The organism is Microbacterium sp. Kw_RZR3, from assembly GCF_029222405.1.
Lineage (GTDB): Bacteria > Actinomycetota > Actinomycetes > Actinomycetales > Microbacteriaceae > Microbacterium.
Genome location: NZ_JARHXC010000264.1, coordinates 1 through 7,300, shown reverse-complemented (window position 1 = coordinate 7,300; position 7,300 = coordinate 1). Strand labels below are relative to the sequence as shown.

Sequence of the window (7,300 nt, the reverse complement as noted above, 5' to 3'; positions counted from 1 at the left end):
CAGGCGCGAGCGGCCTCCGACAGGCGGCGCGCGGCGGCGAGGGCCTGGTCGAGGTCGGCCTTGAGGTCGTCGATGTTCTCGAGACCCACCGACAGGCGCACGAGACCGGGGGTCACGCCCGCGGTCAGCTGCTGCTCGGGGGTGAGCTGCGAGTGCGTGGTCGACGCGGGGTGGATGACGAGCGAGCGCACGTCGCCGATGTTCGCGAGGTGGCTGAAGAGGTTCAGCGAGTTGACGAACTCGCGACCCGCCTCGACGCCGCCCTTGAGCTCGAACGACAGCACGGCGCCGACGCCCTTGGGGGCGTAGTTGTTCGCGGCGGCGTACCAGGGCGAGGTGGGAAGCCCCGAGTAGTTGACGCTCGCGACATCGTCGTGGCTCTCGAGCCACTCCGCGATCTCCTGCGCGTTCTGCACGTGACGCTCGATGCGCAGCGACAGGGTCTCGATGCCCTGGATGAGCTGCCACGCGCTCTGCGGCGAGATCGAGGCACCGAGGTCGCGCAGCAGCTGCACGCGCGCCTTGATGATGTAGGCCAGGCCGTCGCCGACCGCCTGCGTGTAGACCGCTCCGTGGTACGAGGGGTCGGGCGTGGTCAGGCCCGGGAAGCGCTCGGAGTGCTCCGACCACGGGAAGCGGCCGCCGTCGACGATGACACCGCCGATGGTGGTGCCGTGCCCGCCGAGGAACTTCGTCGCCGAGTGCACGATGATGTCGGCCCCGTGCTCGAAGGGGCGGATGAGGTAGGGCGTGGCGATCGTGTTGTCGACGATGAGCGGAACGCCGGACTCGTGCGCGACATCGGCCACCGTGCGGATGTCGAGCACGTTGATCTTCGGGTTGCCGATCGTCTCGGCGAAGAACAGCTTCGTGTTCGGACGGACAGCGGCGCGCCACTCTTCGGCGTCGTCCTGGTTCTCGACGAAGGTCGTCTCGATGCCGAGCTTGGCGAGGGTGTACTTGAAGAGGTTGTACGTGCCGCCGTAGATCGAGCTCGACGACACGATGTGGTCGCCGGCCTGCGCGATGTTGAGCACGGCGAACGTCTCGGCTGCCTGGCCGCTGGCGACGAGGAGGGCGCCGGTGCCGCCCTCGAGGCCCGCGACGCGCTGCTCGACGACGTCTTGCGTGGGGTTCTGGATGCGCGTGTAGATGTTGCCGAACTCGGCCAGCGCGAACAGGTTCGCCGCGTGGTCGGCGTTGTCGAACACGTACGACGTGGTCTGGTAGATCGGGGTGGCGCGGGCCTTCGTCACCGGGTCGGGCTGGGCGCCCGTGTGGATCTGCTTGGTCTCGAAACGCCAGTTCTCGGGTGCCGACATGGCTGCTCCTCTGGTCTGGGGGCCGAGGCGGTCGCCGTGGCCTTCTGCGAGCGTAGGGATCCCCTCCGACACCGACAACCGCCGGGGTCACGGGCCGTAATACCACCGTCACACACGGTCACGGCCCTGTCGGCTCGACGTCGGAGGGGACGAGTAGCGTGGATGCCATGACGCGACGCGCAGTGGTGACCGGGGCCAGTTCGGGTATCGGAGAGGCGACCGCACGCCTCCTGCGCGCGCGGGGATGGGACGTCGTGGGCGTCGCCCGCCGCGCCGACCGGCTCGCGGCTCTCGAAGCGGAGACGGGGGTCGTCGCTCGCGCGGCCGACCTGACCGACGCCGACGACGTCGCCGCCTTGAGCGCCTGGCTCGACGAGACCGGCGGGGTCGACGCCCTCGTGCATGTCGCCGGGGGAGCGCGCGGCAGTGACCGGGTCGAAGACGGCGACCCTGACGACTGGCGCTGGATGTTCGAGGCCAACGTGCTCTCGTCGCAGCGGCTCGTGGCATCCCTCCTGCCGTTGCTGCGCCGCGCCGCCGACGACGAAGGGCACGCCGACCTGCTCTTCGTCACCTCGACCGCCGCCCAGACTGCGTACCCCGGTGGCGGTGGGTACAACGCCGCGAAGGCCGGCGAATCCATGCTCGTGCACGCGCTCCGGCAGGAGCTGAACGGCGAGCCGCTCCGCGTCATCGAGATCGCGCCGGGCATGGTCCGCACCGAGGAGTTCACGCTCAACCGGCTGGGCGGAGACAAGGATGCCGCCGACAAGCTCTACGAGGGCGTCGAGGCGCCCCTGGTGGCGGACGACGTCGCCGACGTGATCGCCTACGCGCTCGACGCGCCGGGTCACGTGAACCTCGACCTCGTGACGGTGCGCCCCGTCGCGCAGTCGGCACAGCACCTGCTGGCGCGGGGACCCCTGCGTACGCGGTGACGTCGTACGCGCTGGCGTCGGGCCTCCCGGAATGACCGAACCGACGACGCTCGATGTCGATGCGCTTCGAGCCCGTCCGAGCCGATCGGAGCTTCGGCGGTTCTGGGCGAGGTTCCGGCGGGAGTACCCGCGCGTCCGCGACCCCGAGAGGAGGGGGCGGCGGGCCGTCTTCACCTTCCTCCTGATCGTGTCGACGATCGGCGCGCTGGGGTCGTGGGCCACCATCACGTCGGAGATCCGCCACGGCGGGTCCGACGAGGTCCGGCCGATGGCCCTGTTCGCGTTCATGTTCCTCGGGGTGTTCGTCTTCAGCGTGTGGGGCGTCATCCGCACGGCCAAAGGGCGCACGCGCCCCCGCGAACACTGGGCCCTCGCGCACTTCGCGGAAGACAACGGCCTCATCTACACCCCGGGTCCGCGCTCGGGCACGATGCGCGCGTGGTGGAGCATCACGGGCCACACCGTCTCGCGGGCGATGACGCGCGAGAACGCGGACGGGCGGACCGTCGAGTGGGCGGACTACGAGATCCGCAACGCCACCCGCCGGTTCACCTACCCGCCCGTGGGCGGGTGGATCAGGATCGGCCTCCGGCGCCCGCTGCCGCACATCATCGTGCGCGCGGCCCGGCGCGGAACCCGCGCGTTCGCGGTGGCGGCCGTCCCCGACTCGGCCCAGAGGCTCTCGCTCGAGGGCGACTTCGACGAGCATTTCGACCTGTACTGCCCCGAGGGGTACGAGGCGGATGCGCTCTACCTGTTCACGCCCGATGTCATGGCCCAGGCGATCGATGACGCGGGCGGATGGGACATCGAGATCGTCGACGATCTGCTCCTTCTCGTGCACCCGCGCGATGTCGTCACGACCGACCCGGAGCGGTGGGTCGAGGTCATGCGCACCGCGGACGCCTTCGCCGCGAAGCTCGAGCAGTGGGAGCGCTGGCGCGAGGGCCAGCTCCGAGACGACCCCGCGGTGACGGGGCTCCGGCGCGACACCGGTGAGGTGGCGCCGGCCGGTCGCCGTCTGAGGACGTCGTGGGGCCTCGCGGCCTGGGTGTCGTTCGGCATCGTCGTGGCGCTGGTCGTCGGGTTCTTCCTCCTCGGGCGCCCCTGAACGGCGAGGATCAGCTCACGTCGCCCTGCGCGGCGCGCGCATCCACCTCGGCCTCGGGGCGGTCGGCGAACGCGACGCGGGGGACGAAGAGCAGCAGCACCGCCGCGGCGAACCCGCCGGCGGCGCAGATCGACCACACGGTCAGGTAACCCGCGAGGGGAGCGGCCGTCGCCGCCACCGCCGAGCCCGCCCCGGCCGCCAGCACCACCCCGAACACCGCGGACGACATCGTTCCGCCCACGGTCTTCGTCGTGTTCGTGAGAGCGGATGCCACACCCGTCTGCCCGCGCGGTGCGGCGGCGGCGGCTGCCGCGGGCATCGCCGCGACGAGCGCTCCCGAGCCGAGCCCGGCGATCGCGAGGCACATCAGCACCTGCCACAGCTCGACGTGCAGGGGGAGGAGCAACGCGTATCCCGCACCGACGAGGACCGCCGCGCCGATCAGCACCGCCCGCGGACTCGCGCGGCGCGAGGTCACGGCGAACAGCACGGCCCCCACGATGAGCGAGACGAGGTAGACACCGATCACGTTCGAGCGGTCGGTGGCATCCAATCCCAGTCCGTACCCGAGCGCCCGGTCGGTTCCGGCGTACGTGGCGAGGGGGCCCTGCGCGCCGAGCAGGCTGATGCCGACGAGGAAGGCGGTTGTCTGCACCGGCCACATCTCGGGGCGACGGAGGACGCGGATGTCGACCGCCGGATCGGGCTGACGCAGCTCGAACAAGACGAAGATCGCGCCGAGTGCGACGCCCGCGACGAGGAGCGCACCGATCGCGACGGGTCCGGGCCCCTCCGGCAGCCGGACGAACGAGAGGGCGCCCGTGACGCACAGGAGTGCACCCGCGAGGATCGCGAAGCCGCCGACATCGAGTCGCCGCGGGTCGGAAGTACGCTCCGACTCGGGAACGCCCAGCCAGATGACGAGGCAGACGAGGGTCACCACCACCGCGGGGACGGCGAGGGCGAGTCGCAGGTCTCCGCCCGTCGCGGCGAACAGGCGGCCGGCAGCGAGAGCGCCGATGATGGCGCCCGCTTGCAGGCCGACGACGAGCAGGCCCGCGGCGCTGCGGGTGCGCGAGACGCCGCGCTGGAGGCGTCGGCCGCGGTCGAAGATGAGGGCGATCTCGAGCGGCAGCCATACGACGTAGAACCCCTGCAGCGCCCACGCGAGCAGGAACGACGTGAACGAGTCGGCGAAGACGAGCCACCAGCTGGCCGCGGCGGTCGCGATCGCGGACGCGAGCAGGATGCGCTTGTGCCCGAACATGTCGCCGAGCTTGGCGAGGATCGGGAGGACGAGCGCCGACAGCAGGAGCTGGGCGGCCTCGAACCAGTTGACGTCGGCATCGCGGATGCCGAGATGCACGACGATGTCCGGCAGCAGCGGCACGTAGTACCCCTGCAGGATGCCGCTGGCGAGCTCGACCACGACGAACCAGCCGATGAGACCCGCGGTCACCCCGAGCGCGGACCCGCGCACCCGGCCGACCGCGCCGGAGACGCGCGACATGGCGCGACGATAGCACCGCGGGGGCGTGGCATCCGGTAGTCGCTTTCGCGAGCGCGCGGCGCGAGAGCGGCGGCCCGCGCCCTAGGGTGAAAGCAGTCGATGAGAGGAGTCCGGCGTGACGGACGAGCGTGAGCGGTTGAGCTGGGACGATTTCGGAGCGGCGACCCGCGACATCTCGCGAGCGATCGTGGCGGATGGCTTCGAGCCCGAGGTCGTCGTCGCGATCGCACGCGGCGGACTGCTCCCCGGTGGCGCGATCGCCTACGGCCTGGGAGCCAAGAACTGCGGGGCGCTGAACGTCGAGTTCTACACCGGGGTCGGCACGGTGCTCGACGACCCCGAGGTCCTCCCTCCCGCCCTCGACCTGTCGTACCTGAGCGGGCGCCGCGTGCTCCTCGTCGACGACGTCGCCGACAGCGGCCGCACGCTGGACCTCGCCGTGAAGCTCCTCACCCGGCACGGTGCCGAGACGCGATCCGCGGTGATCTACACCAAGCCGTCGACGATCATCACGCCCGATTACTCGTGGAAAGACACCGACCTGTGGATCGACTTCCCCTGGTCGTTCCAGGGGTCGGTGCACGAAGAAGACGCGGCGTGACGGCGAAGTCTCTCGTCGAGCTCGCGGATGCCGGGCTGATCAACGCGTCGTGGGTCGAGCCGCTGGCCCCGGTGGCCGCCGACATCGCCGCGATCGGTGAGCGTCTGCGCAGCGAGGCTAAGCCCTATCTGCCGGCGGGGGACCTCGTGCTGCGGGCATTCCGCACGCCGATCGACGCGGTGCGCGTGCTGATCGTCGGCCAGGATCCGTACCCGACGCCCGGGCATCCGATTGGCCTGTCCTTCGCGGTCGACCCGCACGTCCGGCCGCTGCCCCGCAGCCTCGGGAACATCTACCGCGAGCTGTCCGACGATCTCGGCATCTCGCCCGCTCCCCACGGCGACCTCTCGGCATGGGCGGCGCAGGGCGTCATGCTCCTGAACAGGGTGCTGACGGTGGCGCCGGGAGCCCCGGCTTCCCACCGCGGCTGGGGCTGGGAGCGTGTCACCGAGCACGCGATCCGCTGCCTCGTCGCGCGCGACGCCCCGCTGGTGGCGGTGCTGTGGGGCCGGGACGCCATGAACCTCACGCCTCTGCTCGGCGACACGGCGATCGTCTCGTCGCCGCATCCGTCACCCCTGTCGGCGAGTCGCGGGTTCTTCGGGTCGAAGCCGTTCTCGCGGGTCAACGCGCTGCTCGAGGAACAGGGCGCGGAGCCCGTGGACTGGCGCCTTCCGGCCTGAGGACGTCCTCGCGCGGCTGGGGTCGACGCGGCTCGGGTCATACGCCCGAAACGCCTGTCTGCGTAGAGTGGCGTGCGTGCTGGAAGAAGAGTACGAGAAGAGCCGTCGGCGGCTGCCGGCGCACCTGCGTCGCGCACCCGAGCCGGAACGCCCCTTCTCGTACGAGATCCGCCCCGCGACGGAAGCGGACATCCCCGACATCCGCGAGATCTACAACTACTACGTCCGCAACTCCGTGGTCACCTTCGACGAGAAGGCGTGGTCGATCGCCAAGTGGCGCGACAAGTTCGCGACGCTGAAGCGGCTCGGACTTCCGTTCCTCGTGGCGGAGTCGCCGAGCGGCCAACTGCTCGGATACGCGCTCGTGCAGCCGTGGCAGTCGAAGTCCGCCTACCGCTACACCGTCGAGAACTCGATCTACCTGGGCCAGGCGGCCGCGGGCAAGGGGCTCGGCCGCGCGCTGCTTGAGGCGCTGATCGCGGCGTGCCAGGATCTCGGCATCCGAGAGATGGTCGCCGCGATCAGCGACAAGGGCGCCGACGCGTCGATCGCCCTGCACGAGAAGCTCGGCTTCACCGAGGTGGGCCGTATGGGTCGCGTCGGCTTCAAGTTCGGCCGGTGGCTCGGCGTGGTCTACCTGCAGAAGAGCATCCCGTCGAAGAAGAAGCGGCGGAAGCTGTTCGGCTGAGCCGCGCGCGGTGTCGGCGGCCGGGAGGCGGGCGGAACTCCTGAGTTTCCGCCCCGGATGCGGCGTGCCGCGCTTGCGGGAGGATCGACGTCCGGTTTCTCAGGAGTTCTGCCCGCTCGGTCGGTCCTGAACCGCGATCCGGCGCACTTCGTCGACGAGCGACCGCCACGGCCCCTCGACCTGCTGGTCGCTGAGCCGCGCCTGGCGCACCGCCGTGTCGCCACGACGCACCTCGATGCGCCACTGGAACCGATCGGCCCCGGTGGCGGGGGTCGGAGGCGCATCCCACGGGCAGCTCTCGACGAGCTCGCGCCAATGCGGGGCCCGGTCGGGATCGGGTTCCGCCCGCCACTGCTTCGACAGGCCGGCGATCCCACCGGAGCGCACCACCACGATGGCGAAGCGTTCGTCGGTGTCAGGCTGCGGCATCCTCCTCGACGCCGACCC

At 70.9% G+C, this 7,300-nt stretch carries 8 protein-coding genes; 5 read left to right on the top strand and 3 right to left on the bottom strand.

What is annotated here, in order from left to right:
- Nucleotides 1-1,322: bifunctional o-acetylhomoserine/o-acetylserine sulfhydrylase (locus tag P2P98_RS14780; RefSeq protein ID WP_275800872.1), on the bottom strand; the 1,322-nt coding region annotated here is incomplete at its 3' end.
- 167 nt (nt 1,323-1,489) lie between these two features.
- Between P2P98_RS14780 and P2P98_RS14775 the strand changes: the two genes are divergently transcribed.
- Both P2P98_RS14775 and P2P98_RS14770 read left to right on the top strand, forming a co-directional pair.
- Nucleotides 1,490-2,260 (top strand): SDR family oxidoreductase, encoded by a 771-nt coding sequence (locus P2P98_RS14775; protein WP_275800870.1) that lies wholly within the window; start codon nt 1,490-1,492, stop codon nt 2,258-2,260.
- Between the two features lie 31 nt (nt 2,261-2,291).
- Entirely contained in the window at nt 2,292-3,371 is a 1,080-nt protein-coding gene (locus P2P98_RS14770) for a hypothetical protein (RefSeq protein WP_275800869.1), read from the top strand.
- A gap of 10 nt (nt 3,372-3,381) precedes the next feature.
- Here P2P98_RS14770 and P2P98_RS14765 read toward each other — a convergent pair whose 3' ends face one another.
- Nucleotides 3,382-4,881, bottom strand: coding sequence for an MFS transporter (locus P2P98_RS14765; protein ID WP_275800867.1), 1,500 nt, complete (start codon nt 4,879-4,881; stop codon nt 3,382-3,384).
- A 115-nt stretch (nt 4,882-4,996) separates the two neighbouring features.
- On the opposite strand from P2P98_RS14765, the gene P2P98_RS14760 reads away from it, so the two are divergent.
- From P2P98_RS14760 to P2P98_RS14750, 3 genes are all read left to right on the top strand, one after another.
- Nucleotides 4,997-5,482, top strand: coding sequence for a phosphoribosyltransferase (locus tag P2P98_RS14760; RefSeq protein WP_275800866.1), 486 nt, complete (start codon nt 4,997-4,999; stop codon nt 5,480-5,482).
- Nucleotides 5,479-6,165 (top strand): uracil-DNA glycosylase, encoded by a 687-nt coding sequence (locus tag P2P98_RS14755; RefSeq protein ID WP_275800865.1) that lies wholly within the window; start codon nt 5,479-5,481, stop codon nt 6,163-6,165. Before P2P98_RS14760 ends, P2P98_RS14755 begins: the two co-directional genes overlap by 4 nt.
- A 76-nt stretch (nt 6,166-6,241) precedes the next feature.
- Nucleotides 6,242-6,853: a GNAT family N-acetyltransferase gene (locus tag P2P98_RS14750; protein WP_058596554.1), complete on the top strand. Its 612-nt coding sequence runs from the start codon at nt 6,242-6,244 to the stop codon at nt 6,851-6,853.
- A gap of 99 nt (nt 6,854-6,952) precedes the next feature.
- On the opposite strand, the gene P2P98_RS14745 is transcribed toward P2P98_RS14750, so the two are convergent.
- On the bottom strand, nt 6,953-7,300 hold a 348-nt coding region (locus tag P2P98_RS14745), incomplete at its 5' end, for a protealysin inhibitor emfourin (RefSeq protein ID WP_275800864.1).